Origin of the sequence: Pseudomonas sp. PSB11, from assembly GCF_014596605.1 — a bacterium.
Lineage (GTDB): Bacteria > Pseudomonadota > Gammaproteobacteria > Pseudomonadales > Pseudomonadaceae > Aquipseudomonas > Aquipseudomonas umsongensis.
The window spans coordinates 540,258-558,167 of record NZ_NOIO01000001.1; the positions used below are offsets into that span (position 1 = coordinate 540,258).

The window sequence follows — 17,910 nt, forward strand, 5'->3', positions numbered from 1 at the left end:
AGCGGTTCAGGAGTTCCATGGACACTAAAAAAGACGGCAAGACCCCCGACCTTTCGGAAAAAGAGCAGCACGAAGTCGAAAAAAACCAACCGCCACGCGCGGCGGTGCTGCACGAAATTATCCGCACCCAGGGCGATCAGGAACTGGAGCGCAGCGTTGCCGCGCTGTGGTGGTCGGCGTTGGCCGCCGGCCTGACCATGGGGCTTTCGCTGATGGGCATGGGCTTGCTCAATTCCCGCCTGCCGGACGGCGAAGGTTTCAAGGTGATTACCAGTTTCGGTTACTGCGCCGGTTTCCTCGCGGTGATTCTTGCCCGCCAGCAACTCTTCACCGAAAACACCCTGACCGCCGTGCTGCCAATCATGAGCAAACCCACGCTCGGCAATTTCGGCCGATTGCTGCGACTGTGGGGGGTAGTGCTGGTGGGCAACCTCTGCGGCACCTTGCTGGTGGCTTACGTCATGCTGGAGCTGCCGATTTTCGACAGCAAGACCGACGAGGCCTTCCTCGACATCGGCCGCAAGGTCATGGAAAACGACGTCAGTCAGATGTTCGCCAAGGGCATCGTCTCGGGCTGGATGATCGCCACCATGGTCTGGATGATCCCGTCGATGGAGAGCGCCAAGATGTGGATCATCATCCTCATCACCTACCTCATGGCGCTGGGGGATTTCACGCACATCGTGGTGGGTTCGCTGGAGGTCGGTTATCTGGTGTTCGCTGGCGAGCTGCCGTGGAAAGATTTCTGGCTGGTGTTCGCAGGTCCCACGCTGGTGGGGAACATCGTGGGTGGCAGCTTTATCTTTGCATTGATCAGCCATGCGCAGATTCGCAGTGAGAGCGGGCCACCCAAAAGCGCGGCGGAGCAGGCTGAAAAACCTGATCCGCAAGCGCTCAAAAAATAATCAACTCGGCACATTTACCGCAGCGGCACTGCGCCGTTGCAGGTAGATGAAATACAGCGCGGCCAATACCGTCAAGCCACTGACCAGTGCGCCGGTCCATGGCAGGTCCGCGAGATCTGCACCGCTGGCGACTACCAGCCCACCGATCCAGGCACCTGCTGCGTTACCGAGGTTGAAGGCACTCTGGTTCAGCGTCGAGCCCAGGTTGGGCGCTTCATGGGCCTGATCGATAATCAGCAGTTGCAGGATCGGGCACAGGGCAAAGGCGAAAATGCCCCACAACACCAGGGTAATCGCCGCCGGTATTACCGAGTGGCTGGTCTGGCTGAACGCGGCCAGCACCACCACCACGGCCAGCGCCATGCCGACCAGTGAAGGCAACAGGCGGCTGTCGGCCAATCGCCCGCCGAGCATACTGCCCGCCGTCAAGCCTACGCCAAACAACAACAGCATGATGGTCACGCCATGGGGGCTGACACCGGTGATGTCCTGCAGGATAGGTGCGATGTAGGTGAATACGCTGAACAGGCTGGTCGAGGCCAATACGCTCATGCCCAATGCCAGCAGCACGTTGGGCTTGCCCAGTACTTTGAACTCGCTTGCCAGGTTGGCTTTATCCATCACGATGTTCTTCGGCAGCCAGACCCATTGCGCAATGGCCGCGATCACGCCGATCACCGACACCGCCCAGAACGTCGAGCGCCAGCCGGCGTACTGCCCCAGCGCGGTGCCCAGCGGCACTCCAAGCACGTTGGCCAGGGTCAGGCCGGTAAACATCATGGCAATCGCCTGGGCGCGTTTGTTCGGCGCCACCAGGCCGGCGGCAACCACCGAGCCTATGCCGAAGAACGCGCCGTGGCACAGCGCAGTCACTACGCGCGCGGCCATCAGCGTGGCGTAGTTCGGTGCCAGTGCGCAAAGCATGTTGCCCAGGATGAACATCAGCGTCATGCCCAGCAGTGTCGCTTTGCGCGGCATGTTGGCAGTGCCGACCGCGAGGATTGGCGCACCGAACACCACGCCCAGGGCGTAACCGGTGATCAGCAATCCGGCGTGGGGGATGCTGACCGCGAGGTCGCGGGCAACATCGGGCAGCAAGCCCATGATGACGAATTCAGTGGTGCCGATGCCGAACGCGGCAACAGCAAGGGCAAGCAAGGCGAGTGGCATGCGCAAGGTCTCTGTCGGTAGTCTTGGCGCTGTGATCAGGCATACGCATGCCAAGACCGATCTCGATGAGAGCGGGCAAGGGCATTGTTATTGGAATTAGTCTGTGCGCAACTGAGTGCGGCGTGGTCGGTTGCAGTATAAACAGCTGCTGACATATGGCGAATCAATTCTCTCCCCAGCCCTTGTAGGCGCCGGCTTGCTGGCGATGGCGATCTCAGGAGCGCTGTCGCCAGCACGCCGGCTCCTACAGGGGGGGGCGGTCAACTAAAAAAGGAGTAGGCCGTGCTTGCGACGGCGTTAGTGTTGGTGGCGGCGCTATTGCATGCGGCGTGGAATACCCTGATCAAGTTCAGCGCCGAGCGTTTGCTGGTAGTGGCCTGCATGGACAGCGTGGCAATGCTCTTCGTCGCGCTTATGTTGCCGTTCGTGGCGCTGCCGCCATTGGACATCTGGCCGTGGATTCTCGCCTCGGCAGCGTTCGAGTTGCTCTACCGTTATTTGCTGATCCAGGCTTATCGGGTCGGCGACCTCGGGCTGGTCTACCCGCTGATGCGGGGGTTGTCGCCGCTGGTGGTGCTCGCGCTGACCCTGGTTTTTGCCGGGGAAGTGCTGACCCACCAGCAGATCTTCGGAATTCTGTTGATCCCGCTCGGCATGCTGTGCCTGCTCTGGCAGGGGGGCGGCGGCGCTCGCTTGCCGTGGTCGATGCTGCCTGTGGTCGCGTTGATCGGCTTGTGCATCGGTTGCTACACCTTCATCGATGGCCAGGCCTTGCGGCGCTGGTCGCATCCACTGGATTACCTGGTCTGGGTGACGTTGCTCAGTGCCTGGCCATTTCCATTGCTGGCCTGGGTGAGCAAGCGGCCGGCGTTCAAGCTGTTCTGGCGTGAGCAATGGCGATTGGGGCTGGCGGTCGGATTCTGCGTGTTGTTCAGCTACGCTCTGGTGCTGTGGGCCATGCAGCTGGGCTCCATTGCCGAAGCGGCGGCTTTGCGCGAAATCAGCGTGATCCTGGTGGTGCTGTTCGGCATGCGTTACTTGAAAGAACCTTTCGGCGGGCCAAGGCTCTTAGCCTGTGGATTGGTTTTGATCGGCATGCTGGTAATGAAATTCTGACGGGTCTGTAACGTGAAGAAGGGACGGCTTTATGACGGTTGCTCTGTGGTGCATCTTGATCGCGATTTTCCTGCCTTATATCTGTACGGTCATCGCCAAGGCCAGTGGCGGGTTTCGTCTGAGTGACAACCACGATCCCCGTGACTTTCTAGAGTCGCTCAATGGTTTGGCCAGGCGCGCGCATGCGGCGCAATTGAACAGTTTTGAAGTCACCCCGGCGTTCGCGGCCGCCGTGATCGTGGCGCACCTGGTGGGCACTGCCGAACTGGTGACGATCAATGTGCTGTCGGTGTTGTTCATCACCAGTCGGCTGCTCTACATCATCTTCTATCTGACCGACTTGGCGATCTTGCGATCGCTGGCGTGGTTTGTGGGGATGGGGTTGATTGTCAGTTTCTTTGTCGTGTCGGTTTAAGGGCAAGATCAAAAGATCGCAGCCTCGTTTCACTCGACAGCTCCTACAGGCATTGAGAGCATCCGCGATAATGCGGCGGATGAGGTCAATGTAGGCGCTGTCGCAGGCTGCGATCTTTTGACTTTAAAGCTTGTCGGCGACTTGCGGCACTTGCGGCAGCGCCGCGCCTTTGGGCCACAGCATCCAGATCTGCCCCTGCTGCTTCATGTCGCCAGCCAGTTGCCCGGCCGCCTCGCCAGTACCCCAGAACAGATCCGCACGCACCTCGCCGGCAATTGCGCCGCCGGTGTCCTGGGCTGCCACCGGGCGTACCAGTGCCGTGCCATCCGGTTTGGTGGTGGATAACCACAATAGGCTACCCAGCGGAATCACTTTGCGATCCACCGCCGCGCTATAACCGGCCGTCAACGGCACGTTCAGCGAGCCGCGCGGGCCTTCGTTGCTGTCCGGGTTCTGGGTGAAAAACACGTAGCTTGGGTTGCTGCCGAGCAGCTCTGGAATGCGCGTTGGGTTGGCCTTGGCCCAGTTGCTGATCGCGCCCATGGTCACGTCTTCTTTCTTCAGCTCGCCTTGCTCCACCAACCAGCGTCCGATCGGTCGGTAAGGGTGGCCGTTCTGGTCGGCGTAAGCGATTCGCAGCTGACGACCGCTGTCGAGCTGGATACGACCCGATCCCTGGATTTGCAGGAACTGCAGGTTCATCGGATCGGTCAACCAGGCCACGACGGGAGCCTTGAGCCCCTTGCTGCCGATGGTCGCTGCATCGTCGTAGGGCTTGAGCACGCGGCCTTCAAGTCGGCCGCGCAGGCGTTTGCCCTTGAGTTCCGGGTAGATGCTGTCCAGCGAGACGATGATCATATCTTCAGGCACGCCATACACCGGGACGTTCGCCTTTGCGGTTTGGGTCAGGCTGCCGGGGTAGACCGGTTCGTAGTAGCCAGTGATCAAACCGTTGGGATTGTCGTTGGCGGCGCGCAGGCCGTAGACATCCAGGTTCTGCTTGAGAAATCCACGGATGTCGCTGGCACTCTGCGGCACGTTGGTCGCCGCTGCGCAGGTGGCGCCCCAGACCGGGTCAGCCTTGAGTCGGGTGCAGGCGCTGCGCCAGGAACCGAAACCGGCGACGAGGTCATTGTCGGAGACTGCCGGTAACGCTTCCCAGGTGGCGCTGGAGTAGGTGGCCAGGGCGTGGGTCTTCGGTTGTTTGTCTTCGCCACCGGTGCAGCCCGCGAGCACGGCCACAATAGGAAGCGTCCAGGCCAGGGGATGACGCCAGGCCTTGAAACGGCTGTTCATGGAGTATTTCCTTTGCCGGTTGCCTGAGCGTCGTGTGCACTCATGCAACCCGTATTGATAATAGGGGTATTGGTGTTTGCCGGTGACGCGAGGATACTGGCCCCCGTTTTCCGTGACCTGAAGCCACCATGACTCTTAAAAGACTTTCTGTTGTATTGCTGGCCTGCCTGACGCTTTGCGCTTGTGGCGGCGTCGATCCCAACTCGCCCCTCGGTCAGCGCAAGGCCATTTTCAAGCAGATGCTCAAGACCGGTGAAGACCTGGGTGGCATGTTGCGAGGCCGTATTGCGTTCGATGGCCCGAAGTTCGCTGACGGCGCCGTGAAACTCGATGCGCTGTCCCATGAGCCATGGAAACATTTCCCGCAGGTGCGTGAAGAAGACCACACCAGCGCCAAGAGTGACGTCTGGGAGAAGCAGGCACGCTTTGAGCAAATGGCTCGCAGTCTTGAAGCGGCCACCGGCGAGCTGGTGATCGCCAGTCAGGTTCAACCCTACAAGGCCAGTAACCTGGGGCCGGCGGTACAGAAGGTCGAAGATGCCTGCAGTGCGTGCCATAAAGAATTTCGGGATCATTGATCAACGATACCTGGTCTGATGTCTTCGCGAGCAGGGGCATGCGGTCAACTGTGGGAGCGAGCCTGCTCGCGAAGGCGGATTTTGCAACACCAGGGATTGCCGATCTTTACCTGTTCTTATTTATCCAGCTCGTCCACCGCTTCCTGCAATTCCTTGCGGGACTCGGCGAGTTTGTCCTTGCGCTTGTTGATCTTCTCGGGGTCGCCTTGTTTCATGGCTTTATCAAGGTCGGACTGACGCTTGCTGACTTCATGCTTGGCGTCGAGCACCTTGTTTTCCCGTTCTTTCTTCAGCGAGGCATCGGTGCAATTGGCGCTGACTTCGCTCAAGGCTTTCTCCAGGCCAGCCTGCTGCTCGGCATTGCCGTGGGATTTGGCCAGTTCGATCTGATTGATGATGCCTTGCTTCTTGGCGGCGCAGCCGGTCAGGCCTGGGGCGTCTTCGACGGCCATCAATGGAGTGGCCATAACGCTGCAAAGGGTCAACAGGACCAGCGGTGGAAGAAATTTCATAAAAGCTCCAGGTGAAAAGGCATTCGTGTCGATGCAGCGATGGCATGTTTGAGCCCATCGGGACTTCAGGGTTCCCGGGCGCATGGGCATCACCGGGGCTAAAACTAAAAACCGTCTATGGCAGCCCGGCGCAGTGTTTCACTCAGCGCCACGACCTGCGGATCGCGAAAAAATGCGCTTAATTGTGCGGCGCGTCCTGGTCCGATGTCGGGTTGGGCCTGCCATTGCTCGATGTCTCGTTGTGCCAGCTCCCGCCATGAATCGCCCGGGTGGGCCTGGCCGATCGGCGGCATACCCAGGGCTTTCAGCCAGCGGGCGAATGGGCGTTGCCGGGCATTGTCGAAGCTGCTGGCCAGCCGAGTAGCGCTGCGTTCGCCGAAACCGTCAATGTTAGCAAGCTCTTGGGCATCGAGGGTCAACCAATCCAACAGGCCGTTCAGGTGACCTGTTTCAAGAAGTTTTTCCCATGTGCCGGGGCCTACATGGGGCAGGTCCAATCCGTGTTTGCCGCTGAGCCATGTCAGGCGTGCGAGAAACTGGCTTTGGCATCCCGGCGTCGGCTGCCAGCAGCTCAATGGGTGAAAGTTGGCAGCCAGTGGAACGTCCATCTCAGGGCGCTCGGTATTGCGCAGCACAACGCCATCGAGCCTGGGAATGGTCAGGCCGGCCAGGCTGATGGCGACCTGGTCGCCCGCTCGGATATCCAGCGTTTGCCAGCGTTGCAAGGAGCTCACACTGACGCGCTTGATCTGTTGGTCATCGAGCGTCACCGGGATCAACTCCAGCACGGGGGTGATCCGTCCAGTGCGACCAATCTTGAAATGAACTTTTCGCACCTCGGCCAGTGCCTGGGCAAAGGGATACTTCCAGGCAACGATCCAGTATGGCGCTTTTGCCTGCCAGCGCTCGGCGGGCGGGCGCTGCTCTTGACGCAGGACAATCCCGTCGCTGGCAAACGGCAGGGGCGAGCGATACCAGTGATCACGCCAGCGCTCGACTTCGGCTATTGAACTGATGACCTGGGTGTACTGCGCGGAACTGGAAAAACCGAGTTTTTCCAGTTCCGCGATACGGGCCGGCAAGCTCGTCGGACCGTGGGGCCATTCCCAGGCAAACAGGCCGATCCCCTCAGCCTGCTCGACGCTCAATGTCTTGCGGGCCATCAAGCCGGCTACCGTGCCGCGGGCGTTCAGGCTGCCGGCGATGGCTTGCACATGGTCAGCCAGGCGCCAGTAGAGCTCGCCCTGTACCACCAGGTCCCGTGGCTCGGACAGGCGTTGAGGAATGGCGCCGACCTGGCGGGCCGAGGCGGTCCAGTCCTGACCATGCACACCATCGCCGCGACTGATCGCCTGGACCAGCAGGCCGTTGCGGTAGACCAGGGTCACCGCCACGCCGTCGACCTTGGGCTGGGCCCAGACCTGAGTTCGACCCCGCAGCCAATGCTCGACGGCGCCCGCGTCTGGCAGTTTTTCCAGGCCGGTATGCGGCACTGGATGGGCCAGTGGACCGCTTGCGGTGCGCAATGGATCGGTGGCCGGACCGGGGCTGAAGCATTGGCGCCATCGGGTCAGGCGCGCGAAGGACTGATCGTACAGTTCGTCGGCGATCAGCGAACGACCTTCGCGGTGATAGCTGTCATCCCAGAGGTCGATTTGTTTTTGCAGGGCGGCGAGTTCTTGCGCGGCACGAGCCGGCGGCCAGGCCGGGCATTCGCCAGCAACAGATCCCAGGCACAGGCAGGTCAGGAGTAAGCCGGTCAGCAGGCGGGGCAGCATAGTGAGCTTCCTTGCTCGATAGAGGTGCCTGAAGGTTAGTCAGCGGCAGGCTGATGGGTGTGCAGCTGTTTTTCGGATTGTTTCTACCTACTCAGTTTCAACCCATAAAAAAACCCCGCACGGCGGACCGTGCGGGGCTTCAGGTACCAACGGAAAGTCTTACAGGCCGGCAGCCGTGCGCAGGTGGTCGGCGCGGTCGGTTTTTTCCCAGGTGAAGGTGGTGAAGGTGTCATCACCAACCGTCTTGGTTGCCGGGGTACGACCGAAGTGGCCGTACGCAGCGGTTTCCTGGTACATCGGGTGCAGCAGGTCAAGCATGGTGGTAATTGCGTAAGGACGCAGGTCGAACACTTCGCGGACCAGTTTGACGATCTTGTCGTCGCTGATCTTGCCGGTGCCGAAGGTGTTCAGCGAGATCGAAGTCGGCTGGGCAACGCCGATGGCGTAGGACACCTGAATCTCGCAGCGCTCGGCCAGGCCGGCGGCAACGATGTTCTTGGCCACGTAACGACCGGCATAGGCAGCCGAGCGGTCAACCTTGGATGGATCTTTGCCGGAGAACGCACCACCACCGTGGCGGGCCATGCCACCGTAGCTGTCGACAATGATCTTGCGGCCGGTCAGGCCACAATCGCCCACCGGGCCACCGATGATGAACTGGCCGGTCGGGTTGATGTGGAACTGAGTGTCCTTGGACAGCAGTTCGGCAGGCAGCACGTGCTTGACGATCAGCTCCATCACGCCTTCGCGCAGGTCTGCGTACGACACTTCCGGGTTGTGCTGGGTCGACAGGACAACCGCGTCGATGCCGACAACCTTGCCGTTTTCGTAGCGGCAGGTCACTTGCGACTTGGCGTCCGGACGCAGCCAAGGCAGCAGGCCGGATTTACGGGCTTCGGCCTGGCGTTGCACCAGCTGGTGCGAGAACGTGATCGGTGCAGGCATCAGCACGTCGGTTTCGTTGCTGGCGTAGCCGAACATCAGGCCCTGGTCGCCGGCGCCCTGATCTTCAGGCTTGGCACGGTCGACACCCTGGTTGATGTCAGGGGACTGCTTGCCGATGATGTTCATCACGCCGCAGGTCGCACCGTCGAAGCCGACGTTGGAGCTGGTGTAGCCGATGTTGGTGATGACGTCACGAACGATCTGCTCCAGGTCAACCCAAGCCGAGGTGGTGACTTCGCCAGCGATGATCGCCACGCCGGTTTTCACCAGGGTCTCGCACGCCACGCGCGCGAACTTGTCTTCAGCGATGATGGCGTCCAGCACCGCATCAGAAATCTGGTCGGCGATTTTGTCCGGATGCCCTTCAGACACGGACTCGGAGGTGAAAAGGGAGTATTCGCTCATCTCGATGTTTTCCTGAAATTACCGATGGTGAGTGTCGCCAGCCGACCGCTGAAAATGGCGGACCTGAATCTGGAAACCATTACGTAAGCCTACATAGAGGCTTTCTCCGGGGACGAGCCCCGCAGCGGTGGCCCAACGGGCCAGATCGTCCTGTTCAAACCCCAGCCAGAGATCACCGCAGGCCTCCTTGGCCCAACTCTGGTTGTGGCTACATAATTCTGTCACCAGCAGGCTGCCGCCTGGTTGCAGCAAATTGGCCATGTGCTTGAGCGCATCGGCCGGCGCGGCAAAGTGATGCAATACCATGTTCAGTACAACGCAATCGGCCTTGAGACTGACGCCGTTCAGGGCATCGGCCAGTTGCAGGTTAACGTTAGTCAGCGAATCGCGTTCGCACACTTGGCGTGCGAGCTCGAGCATGGCCTGGCTATTGTCCAGCGCCGTGACCTGAGTGAAGCGGCGCGACAGTTCCGGCAGGAATGCACCATCGCCGGGGCCGACTTCGATCGCGGTGGCAGCGCTGCCGAAGCTCAGTTTGTCGAGCAGGGCCACCACGCTCTCGCGGTACTGTGGCAGGCCGGCGATCAAGTCTTGCTGGGCGCGAAATTTCTCGGCGACCCGTGAGAAAAAGTCCTGGCTGGCCGCCTCGCGTTGCTTGTGAACCTGGGTGATGCGCATTTGCACGTCGACAGGCAAACGCAGGTTATCCACTTCCTCGAGCAACGCCGCGTGCAGTTTGCCCCCCGGCAACACGGTGTGTGGCAGGGCACGACGGTAGAAAATCGCATTGCCTTCACGGCGGGTCGCTACCAGATCGGCCTGGGCCAGCACCTTGAGGTGATGGCTCATGCCCGATTGGCCGATGCCGAAGATCTGCGCCAGTTCCAGTACGCCGAACGAATCGTTGGTCAAAGCGCGCAAGACATTCAGGCGCAAGGGATCGCCGCCGGCCTTGCACAAGGCCGCCAGCTCATCACAATCGTCCTGGCGAATGGAGGGCGCGCGTAAATTCATAGGCCGGCAGTCTAGTCACGCACCGGAAGCACCGCAAGATCAATATCAAAAAGTTTTGATATTGATCGATAGATGGCACTTCTTACGAACTGGTTAACTCTACAAACCGATAGCGGAAAGGTTTCACCCGCCTAATCTGTCGTCAAGCGTTGGAAAAACGCCTTCAGATGACTTTCTGTCATTGCCCCGAGGCGTCCGGGTGAGGGAAAATGCTCGCCTTTTTTCCGTTTCATTTTTATCACTCTCGATTCAGAACCCGCAGGAGAACAGCGATGCCTAGCCGTCGTGAGCGTGCCAACGCCATTCGTGCCCTCAGCATGGATGCCGTGCAAAAAGCCAACAGCGGCCATCCCGGTGCCCCCATGGGTATGGCGGATATCGCCGAGGTGCTTTGGCGCGACTACCTCAAGCACAACCCGAGCAATCCATCGTTCGCCGATCGTGACCGCTTCGTGCTGTCCAATGGCCACGGTTCGATGTTGATCTACTCGCTGCTGCACCTCACCGGCTACGATCTGTCGATCGAAGACCTCAAGCAGTTCCGCCAACTGCACAGTCGTACCCCGGGTCACCCGGAATTCGGCTACACGCCGGGCGTCGAGACCACCACCGGCCCGCTGGGCCAGGGCCTGGCCAATGCCGTGGGCTTTGCCTTGGCTGAAAAAGTCATGGCGGCGCAGTTCAACCGTCCTGGCCACAACATCGTCGACCACCATACCTACGTGTTCCTGGGTGATGGCTGCATGATGGAAGGCATCTCCCACGAAGTCAGCTCCCTTGCCGGGACCCTGGGCCTGGGCAAGCTGATCGCGTTCTACGATGACAACGGTATCTCCATCGACGGCGAAGTCGAAGGCTGGTTCACCGATGACACGCCAAAGCGGTTTGAATCGTACAACTGGCAAGTGATCCGCAATGTCGACGGTCATGATCCGGAAGAGATCAAGATCGCGATCGAGACGGCGCGCAAAAGCCCGCAGCCGACGCTCATCTGCTGCAAGACCACCATCGGCTTCGGTTCGCCGAACAAGCAAGGCAAGGAAGACTGCCACGGCGCCCCGCTGGGTGACGCGGAAATCGCCCTGACCCGTGCGGCGCTGAAGTGGAACCACGGCCCGTTCGAAATCCCGGCCGATATTTATGCCGAGTGGGATGCCAAGGAAGCCGGCCGCGCGGTCGAAGCCGAGTGGGATCAGCGTTTCGCTGCCTACTCCGCGGCGTTCCCGACCGAAGCCAATGAACTGATCCGTCGTCTGAGCGGTGAACTGCCGGCCGACTTCAGCGAAAAGGCCGACGCCTACATCGCCGAAGTGGCCGCCAAGGGCGAAACCATCGCCAGCCGTAAAGCCAGCCAGAACGCCCTGAACGCGTTCGGCCCGCTGCTGCCTGAGTTCCTCGGCGGTTCGGCTGACCTGGCCGGTTCCAACCTGACCCTGTGGAAAGGTTGCAAAGGCGTCACCGCCGAAGACGCCAGTGGCAACTACATGTACTACGGCGTGCGCGAGTTCGGCATGACCGCGATCATGAACGGTGTTGCCCTGCACGGCGGCCTGGTGCCTTACGGCGCGACCTTCCTGATGTTCATGGAATACGCGCGCAACGCGGTACGCATGTCGGCCCTGATGAAGCAGCGCGTGATCCACGTCTACACCCACGACTCCATCGGTCTGGGCGAAGACGGCCCGACTCACCAGCCAATCGAGCAACTGGCCAGCCTGCGCTGCACGCCAAACCTCGACACCTGGCGTCCGGCTGATGCCGTTGAATCGGCGGTGTGCTGGAAGTATGCGCTGGAGCGTAAAGATGGTCCTTCGGCCCTGATCTTCTCGCGTCAGAACCTGCAACACCAGACCCGCAATGCCCTGCAGGTCGCCGACATCAGTCGCGGTGGCTACGTGTTGAAGGACTGCGCAGGCGAGCCTGAGCTGATCCTGATCGCTACCGGTTCGGAAGTCGGCCTGGCCGTTCAGGCCTACGACAAGCTGACCGAGCAGGGCCGCAAGGTGCGCGTGGTTTCCATGCCTTGCACCAGCGTGTTCGACGCTCAGGACGCTGGCTACAAGCAATCGGTCCTGCCGCTGCAGGTCAGCGCCCGTATCGCCATCGAAGCTTCCATCGCCGACTACTGGTACAAGTATGTCGGCCTGGAAGGTCGCGTGATCGGCATGACCACCTACGGCGAGTCGGCGCCTGCGCCTGCCTTGTTCGAAGAGTTCGGCTTCACCCTGGAAAACATCCTGGGTCAGGCTGAAGAGCTGCTGGAAGACTAAGCACTACCGCCGCGAACCCTGTAGGAGCGAGCATGCTCGCGATGGTCGTCAACGATAACGCTGGGTGTCTCAATGCCCGCGTTGTCTGGGCTACCATCGCGAGCATGCTCGCTCCTACAGTGGGTGGTGTAGTTAAAGAGAAATTCGTCTGACTGCGTCTATCGAGAACCCCCATGCCTCAACCGCGTCCCTACAAAGTTGCACTCAACGGCTACGGCCGGATTGGTCGTTGCGTATTGCGTGCGTTGTTTGAACGAGGCGATAAGGCCGGGTTCGAGATTGTCGCGATCAACGATCTGGCCGACATGGCCAGCATCGAATACCTGACACGCTTCGACTCCACCCACGGGCGCTTTCCCGGTGAGGTCAGGGTCGATGGCGATTGTCTGCATATTAATGGCGACTGCGTGAAGGTCCTGCGCAGTGCTACTCCCGAAGGCATCGATTGGGCGTCGCTGGGCGTCGATCTGGTGCTGGAATGCTCCGGCGCTTACCACACCCGCGAAGACGGCCAACGGTTCCTCGACGCTGGCGCTCCGCGCGTATTGTTTTCCCAGCCGATGGCCAGCGAGGCGGATGTCGACGCCACTATCGTCTACGGCGTGAACCAGGATTGCCTGACGGGCGATGAGTTGCTGGTGTCCAACGCCTCTTGCACAACCAACTGCGGCGTGCCGTTGTTGCGACTGCTGGATCAGGCCATCGGGCTCGAGTACGTGTCGATCACCACCATCCATTCGGCCATGAACGACCAGCCAGTGATCGACGCCTATCATCACGAAGACCTGCGCCGCACCCGTTCGGCGTTTCAGTCGGTGATTCCGGTGTCCACTGGTCTGGCGCGCGGCATTGAACGCTTGCTGCCGGAACTTGCCGGCCGAATTCAGGCCAAAGCCGTACGCGTGCCGACGGTTAACGTGTCCTGCCTCGACATCACGATGCAGACCGTGAGCGACACCGACGCCACCGAGGTCAACCGGATCCTGCGCGAGGCTGCCACCCGCGGCCCGCTCAAAGGCCTTCTGGCCTACACCGAGTTGCCCCATGCAAGTTGTGATTTCAACCACGACCCACATTCGGCGATCGTCGATGCCAGTCAGACTCGAGTTTCCGGCCCAAGGCTGGTGAACATCCTGGCCTGGTTCGACAACGAATGGGGTTTTGCCAACCGAATGCTGGATGTTGCGGAACACTATCTGCACACAGCCTCAAAAAAACCTGCTCTCTAAGAACAGCTACTCAGGAAATGCGACCCATGACCGTGTTGAAGATGTCCGACCTCGATCTGCAAGGTAAGCGCGTACTGATTCGCGAAGACCTCAACGTCCCAGTCAAGGACGGTGTAGTCACCAGCGATGCGCGAATCCTGGCTTCGCTGCCGACCATCAAGCTGGCCCTGGAAAAAGGCGCGGCCGTGATGGTCTGCTCGCACCTTGGCCGTCCGACCGAAGGCGAATTCTCGGCCGAGAACAGCCTCAAGCCAGTGGCAGACTACCTGAGCAAGGCTCTGGGCCGCGAAGTGCCGCTGGTGGCTGATTACCTCGACGGCGTCGACGTGAAAGCCGGCGACATCGTGCTGTTTGAAAACGTGCGCTTCAACAAAGGCGAAAAGAAAAACGCGGACGAGCTGGCCAAGCAGTACGCGGCTCTGTGCGATGTGTTCGTCATGGACGCCTTCGGCACCGCGCACCGTGCCGAGGGTTCGACCCACGGCGTGGCCAAGTTCGCCAAGGTTGCCGCCGCGGGCCCACTGCTCGCCGCCGAACTGGACGCACTGGGCAAGGCCCTGGGCGCACCGGCCCAGCCGATGGCCGCGATCGTCGCCGGTTCCAAGGTATCGACCAAGCTTGACGTTCTTAACAGCCTGAGCCAGATCTGCGACCAGCTGATTGTCGGCGGCGGTATTGCTAACACTTTCCTGGCGGCGGCTGGTCACCCGGTCGGCAAATCGCTGTACGAGCCGGACCTGCTGGACACTGCTCGCGCGATCGCCGCCAAGGTCAGCGTGCCGCTGCCAGTGGACGTGGTGGTTGCCAAGGAATTCGCTGAAAGCGCGACGGCTACTGTCAAGTTGATCGCCGATGTTGCCGATGACGACATGATTCTCGATATTGGCCCGCAGACCGCGGCGAACTTCGCCGAACTGCTGAAGTCATCCAAGACTATCCTGTGGAACGGTCCGGTGGGCGTGTTTGAATTCGACCAGTTCGGTAACGGCACCAAAGTACTGGCCCAGGCCATCGCTGACAGCGCCGCATTCTCCATTGCTGGCGGCGGCGATACCCTGGCAGCCATCGATAAATATGGCGTTGCCGAGCAAATCTCCTACATTTCTACCGGTGGCGGCGCGTTCCTGGAGTTCGTCGAAGGCAAGGTGTTGCCAGCCGTTGAAGTCCTGGAAAGCCGGGCCAAGGCCTGAGGGTCGCCCGTTTGACCAGGCAAGGGAGTGTTGACATGGTCAAGACCTTAGCGCTGTTGATCGTAGCGGGATTGCTGGCGGCTTGCGGGAGTAATTCCAAGGCTACGTCGGAACCCGCGCCGTCGGCGCCCCAGAACGGTTGCTATCAAGCCGACTGGCAGGCAGAAACCAATCCTGTGCTCAACAAGCGTTCCGGGCCTGATGGCCTGGACAAATACGAGACACAGACTCCCGCCAAGGAACATGGTTGTCCTTGACGGGTCTGACTCTTTACTCAGCGCTGGCGGTGTCTGCCGTCAGTCGAGGGACACGGATGAAAGGCTTTATCGCCATTACGGCGTTGGTATTGCTGGGCGGGTGCGCGAACTGGAACCCGTTCCAGTCGTCCACCCCTGCGGATGACTGGACCACCTGGACCTGCGACAGCCAGGCCAAGGTGGTTTGGCGCTACACCGACGACAGCCGCCAGGAAGTCGACGTGCGCCTGGGCGGAGCCGATCAGGTCCATCGCCTCAAGCAGGAGCCGGGCGCGTCGGGTTCGCTGTACAGCGACAACATGCTGGCGTTTCACATGAAAGGTGAAGAAGGCCTGGTCTACTGGGTCGCCACCAATGATTTGATTGGCCGCGGTTGTAAAGCCGAATAACAACGGCTCACGCAGACCCTGTAGGAGCTGGCTTGCCAGCGATGAGGCCCTTGAGGCGTGTGGTGTTTGTGACGACGCCATCGCCAGCAAGCCGGCTCCTACGGGGAATGTGTTGATAAGTAATGCATTGACCGAATTCGCAGGCCGGGATCAACCCCCGATCTGCAATAACTTGAATAGCCGCCGCCGCTACGGCAGGCTGGCACGATTAACGACCCAAACCGGGAGAGACACACACAATGGCACTTATCAGCATGCGCCAGATGCTGGACCACGCAGCCGAGTTCGGCTACGGCGTTCCAGCCTTCAACGTCAACAACCTTGAGCAGATGCGCGCCATCATGGAAGCCGCTGACAAGACTGACTCCCCGGTGATCGTCCAGGCTTCGGCCGGTGCTCGCAAATACGCCGGCGCACCGTTCCTGCGTCACCTGATCCTGGCGGCCATCGAAGAATTCCCGCACATCCCGGTGTGCATGCACCAGGACCATGGCACCAGCCCTGACGTCTGCCAGCGTTCCATCCAACTGGGCTTCAGCTCGGTGATGATGGATGGCTCCCTTGGCGAAGACGGCAAGACCCCGACCGATTACGACTACAACGTACGCGTTACCCAGCAAACCGTGGCCATGGCTCACGCCTGCGGCGTATCGGTAGAAGGTGAGCTGGGCTGCCTGGGTTCGCTGGAAACCGGCATGGCCGGTGAAGAAGACGGGATCGGCGCCGAAGGCGTTCTGGACCACAGCCAGATGCTGACCGACCCGGAAGAAGCCGCCGACTTCGTCAAGCGCACCCAGGTCGATGCCCTGGCCATCGCCATCGGCACCAGCCACGGCGCCTACAAGTTCACCAAACCGCCGACCGGCGACGTGTTGGCGATCGACCGTATCAAAGAGATCCACAAGCGCATTCCGAACACTCACCTGGTGATGCACGGCTCGTCTTCGGTTCCGCAAGAGTGGCTGGCGATCATCAACCAGTACGGCGGCGACATCAAGGAAACCTACGGCGTACCGGTTGAAGAGATCGTCGAAGGCATCAAGCACGGCGTGCGCAAGGTCAACATCGACACCGACCTGCGCCTGGCGTCCACCGGTGCGATGCGTCGCCTGATGGCCACCAACCCGAGCGAATTTGACCCCCGTAAATTCTTCGGCGCCACCGTGACTGCCATGCGCGACGTGTGCATCGCCCGTTACGAAGCCTTCGGTACCGCAGGCAATGCTTCGAAGATCAAGCCGATCTCCCTGGAAGGGATGTATCAGCGTTATCTGAAAGGCGAGTTGAACGCCAAGGTGAACTGAGCCTGAGCGTTAAGCTGCGCTGAATAAGAAACCCGCCGAGAGGCGGGTTTCTTTTGGGGGGGTGGGGATTTATGCGGCGCTGCTTATGCTTGGCGAATCAAATGTCTTCGATACGGTATTTTCTTGAATCGCCACGTAGATTGCTAGGTTTTCACACCGTCAGGAAAGACGGTTTTTTCGTTTTGATGAGTGATTTGTAAATGGCTTAAGTTTTCTTAAAAATCAAATTATCAACTGTTTTGGTTTGACCTGTTTCTTTATCTTGAAATGTGCCCTGGCCGCGTAGCTGTTCAAAGCTTTTTTTAAAATCATCCCAGGTATTGGCTTCAGAAGTTAATTTGAACTCGCCGCAGGCATCAGGCAGCGGAGCATAATAGTCATCGTCACTTCTTCTCGAAGGAATATTGCCAGAACCAGTTCCACGAAAATAATTCGCATCATACATTTCAAATCGCCTGGCGATTTTTAAGGTTATTTCTGCTGGTGTGTGTTTTCCATCTTTGAAACTATAGCTGCCCTGTACGTCATACATCTTTTTATCAATGGTGAGGCTTCCTTGCAAAAGTCCTTTTAAGTCGTCGGCACGTTCGATTAACAGGTTATATGGGATGCTGTCACTATCGTTTGTCGAATAATTTCCTTTGATTTCCTCTGACATGTCTAAATCCTTTTTTGCTAATTAAGAAGAAAGGCGATAAAAGAAAAAAAGGGAGCGGATTTATTTAAGTATCCTGCTCGTCTTTTTATGCTTCGTAAATAAGGCTAGCTCTGTAGTTATACGGGGTCACCTGTAAAAAATAACAGTTTTTAATATCGTTTTGCTATAGCTTTAAGAAAGATAACTAAGAAGAGAAAGTCGAGGAACTTGTTAGCCGGACTCAAGTCAAGGCTAATGGGCCTTCTTTTGTTCCCTTGCATCAGGGGTATTTAAAGGGTGGGTTAAACGAGCTAGAGCAGCTAAACTGCATTGATAAAAATTCGCCGAAAGGCACCTGGCGTCCACCGGTGCGATGCGTCGCCTGATGGCCACCAACCCGAGCGAATTTGACCCACGTAAATTCTTCGGCGCCACTGTGACTGCCATGCGCGATGTGTGCATCGCCGTTGGCGGCGCGCGTGGTCGATAATTCAGAATGC

At 59.4% G+C, this 17,910-nt stretch carries 17 protein-coding genes and 1 pseudogene; 11 read left to right on the forward strand and 7 right to left on the reverse strand.

Annotated features, from left to right (window positions below):
* The first annotated feature begins 17 nt into the window (after positions 1-17).
* Positions 18-905 (forward strand): formate/nitrite transporter family protein, encoded by an 888-nt coding sequence (locus CGA21_RS02555; RefSeq protein ID WP_188263463.1) that lies wholly within the window; start codon positions 18-20, stop codon positions 903-905.
* On the opposite strand, the gene CGA21_RS02560 is transcribed toward CGA21_RS02555, so the two are convergent.
* A complete protein-coding gene (locus tag CGA21_RS02560) occupies positions 906-2,075 on the reverse strand; it encodes an MFS transporter (RefSeq protein ID WP_188263464.1) in 1,170 nt (389 codons plus the stop codon).
* A gap of 282 nt (positions 2,076-2,357) precedes the next feature.
* On the opposite strand from CGA21_RS02560, the gene CGA21_RS02565 reads away from it, so the two are divergent.
* Together CGA21_RS02565 and CGA21_RS02570 are read left to right on the forward strand one after the other, a co-directional pair.
* Entirely contained in the window at positions 2,358-3,191 is an 834-nt protein-coding gene (locus CGA21_RS02565; RefSeq protein ID WP_110750348.1) for an EamA family transporter, read from the forward strand.
* A 31-nt stretch (positions 3,192-3,222) separates the two neighbouring features.
* Positions 3,223-3,606, forward strand: a complete 384-nt coding sequence (locus CGA21_RS02570) for an MAPEG family protein (protein ID WP_110750350.1) — start codon at positions 3,223-3,225, stop codon at positions 3,604-3,606.
* 123 nt (positions 3,607-3,729) lie between these two features.
* On the opposite strand, the gene CGA21_RS02575 is transcribed toward CGA21_RS02570, so the two are convergent.
* Positions 3,730-4,902, reverse strand: a complete 1,173-nt coding sequence (locus tag CGA21_RS02575; protein WP_188263465.1) for a murein transglycosylase A — start codon at positions 4,900-4,902, stop codon at positions 3,730-3,732.
* 128 nt (positions 4,903-5,030) lie between these two features.
* On the opposite strand from CGA21_RS02575, the gene CGA21_RS02580 reads away from it, so the two are divergent.
* Entirely contained in the window at positions 5,031-5,480 is a 450-nt protein-coding gene (locus tag CGA21_RS02580; protein WP_110750354.1) for a c-type cytochrome, read from the forward strand.
* Between the two features lie 116 nt (positions 5,481-5,596).
* Here CGA21_RS02580 and CGA21_RS02585 read toward each other — a convergent pair whose 3' ends face one another.
* The 4 genes from CGA21_RS02585 to CGA21_RS02600 all read right to left on the reverse strand — a co-directional run bounded on the left by CGA21_RS02585 (position 5,597) and on the right by CGA21_RS02600 (position 10,134).
* Positions 5,597-5,992: a DUF1090 domain-containing protein gene (locus tag CGA21_RS02585; protein WP_110750355.1), complete on the reverse strand. Its 396-nt coding sequence runs from the start codon at positions 5,990-5,992 to the stop codon at positions 5,597-5,599.
* A gap of 104 nt (positions 5,993-6,096) precedes the next feature.
* Positions 6,097-7,770 (reverse strand): NAD-dependent DNA ligase LigB, encoded by a 1,674-nt coding sequence (gene ligB / locus CGA21_RS02590; RefSeq protein WP_110750357.1) that lies wholly within the window; start codon positions 7,768-7,770, stop codon positions 6,097-6,099.
* Between the two features lie 159 nt (positions 7,771-7,929).
* Complete coding sequence (metK, locus tag CGA21_RS02595) at positions 7,930-9,120, reverse strand: methionine adenosyltransferase (protein ID WP_110750359.1); 1,191 nt, start codon at positions 9,118-9,120, stop codon at positions 7,930-7,932.
* An 18-nt stretch (positions 9,121-9,138) separates the two neighbouring features.
* Positions 9,139-10,134, reverse strand: a complete 996-nt coding sequence (locus CGA21_RS02600; RefSeq protein ID WP_110750361.1) for an ArsR/SmtB family transcription factor — start codon at positions 10,132-10,134, stop codon at positions 9,139-9,141.
* Between the two features lie 272 nt (positions 10,135-10,406).
* On the opposite strand from CGA21_RS02600, the gene tkt reads away from it, so the two are divergent.
* The 6 genes from tkt (at position 10,407) to fba (ending at position 16,773) form a co-directional block, all read left to right on the forward strand.
* Positions 10,407-12,404, forward strand: coding sequence for a transketolase (gene tkt, locus CGA21_RS02605; RefSeq protein ID WP_020800883.1), 1,998 nt, complete (start codon positions 10,407-10,409; stop codon positions 12,402-12,404).
* 173 nt (positions 12,405-12,577) lie between these two features.
* On the forward strand, positions 12,578-13,633 hold the full coding sequence (epd, locus tag CGA21_RS02610; protein ID WP_033044723.1) for an erythrose-4-phosphate dehydrogenase: 1,056 nt from the start codon (positions 12,578-12,580) through the stop codon (positions 13,631-13,633).
* A gap of 26 nt (positions 13,634-13,659) precedes the next feature.
* Positions 13,660-14,823 carry a phosphoglycerate kinase gene (locus CGA21_RS02615; protein ID WP_020800881.1) on the forward strand — a complete coding sequence of 388 codons (1,164 nt, stop codon included), beginning with the start codon at positions 13,660-13,662 and terminating at the stop codon, positions 14,821-14,823.
* Between the two features lie 35 nt (positions 14,824-14,858).
* The gene (locus CGA21_RS02620; protein ID WP_188263466.1) at positions 14,859-15,080 is read left to right on the forward strand and encodes a hypothetical protein; all 222 of its coding nucleotides are present in this window, start codon (positions 14,859-14,861) and stop codon (positions 15,078-15,080) included.
* 56 nt (positions 15,081-15,136) lie between these two features.
* Positions 15,137-15,469, forward strand: a complete 333-nt coding sequence (locus CGA21_RS02625) for an MliC family protein (protein WP_110750367.1) — start codon at positions 15,137-15,139, stop codon at positions 15,467-15,469.
* 239 nt (positions 15,470-15,708) lie between these two features.
* A complete protein-coding gene (fba, locus tag CGA21_RS02630) occupies positions 15,709-16,773 on the forward strand; it encodes a class II fructose-bisphosphate aldolase (protein WP_007975467.1) in 1,065 nt (354 codons plus the stop codon).
* Positions 16,774-16,978: 205 nt separating this feature from the next.
* Here fba and CGA21_RS02635 read toward each other — a convergent pair whose 3' ends face one another.
* Positions 16,979-17,431, reverse strand: a complete 453-nt coding sequence (locus CGA21_RS02635) for a hypothetical protein (RefSeq protein ID WP_110750369.1) — start codon at positions 17,429-17,431, stop codon at positions 16,979-16,981.
* A 334-nt stretch (positions 17,432-17,765) separates the two neighbouring features.
* Between CGA21_RS02635 and CGA21_RS29790 the strand changes: the two are divergent.
* Positions 17,766-17,876, forward strand: a pseudogene (locus CGA21_RS29790) (fructose-1,6-bisphosphate aldolase); the annotation flags it as partial.
* Positions 17,877-17,910 lie beyond the last annotated feature (34 nt).